The sequence below is a fragment of the Nocardioides humilatus genome (assembly GCF_008373755.1).
Classification (GTDB): domain Bacteria; phylum Actinomycetota; class Actinomycetes; order Propionibacteriales; family Nocardioidaceae; genus Nocardioides; species Nocardioides humilatus.
On the sequence record NZ_VUJV01000144.1, the window covers coordinates 1 to 804 of the forward strand.

General features: G+C 36.4%; 1 protein-coding gene. It reads right to left on the reverse strand.

Annotation, left to right across the window (positions count from 1 at the left end; genetic code table 11):
* Positions 1–26: 26 nt before the first annotated feature.
* Positions 27–804: JHBP domain-containing protein (locus tag F0U44_RS24265; RefSeq protein WP_149730624.1), on the reverse strand; the 778-nt coding region annotated here is incomplete at its 5' end.

The following is an 804-nucleotide window of genomic DNA, read 5'->3' on the forward strand; positions in this document are numbered from 1 at the left end:
CTGCTCTGATAAGAAGTTCTGTAGTTTCAACTACTGACATAATTTTCCAAATCATCCACGATATAATTCTTAGTGGGAACATTGCTGAAGAACTTCTGAGTAAAGTTGAAAACAAAACTCATAGCTTTCTCTACGAATTGCTTTCCGACCATATCCATTAAAATACGCCAGTTTTCGTTCATAAGCTTGACGATGGAAGCACTTTGTTCTTTATTTGCGACGTAAAGGTTATCAGCTGCAAATACCATTTTACCTAAAACATCGTACGTGTATTTCATCTTGTCAATGCTGCTTTTAATGAATAAATCATCTCCTCGTTTCTCTACGGTGAAATCGAAATCAAATGCAATTTTGAACTTTTCTATTTTCGCTTTTCCATTTCCATCATCATGGATATTATCTCCTCCTAAAAAGTTTTTAATAAGGGGACTCCCTGAGTAAACTGAGTAATGTCCTTTGATAGTTATATCACAGACTAGCTCGATACTTGCATGTAGATCGTCGAAATTGGCTTCAAATTTATTGACTGTGCAGTCTTTAACTCCCTTAGCTACTCCATCAACGAGGGTTATGTTCACTAGGTCGAGTATAGCTACATTGAAGCCTTTAAGTTGTATCGGATCTATTTGTGGTATATCAAGTTCAGGTATACCGGTTTTAGAGATCGACTTTAATACTGATTGGAGCAACTTTTTTTGGCAAACTGCATCGCTTTTGCCGCATTTTTGTAAGGTGTCAACATAAGCCGAAGCACAAAAACAAATGGCAAACGCGCATAAAGTAAACAATATTTTGAAACCAACC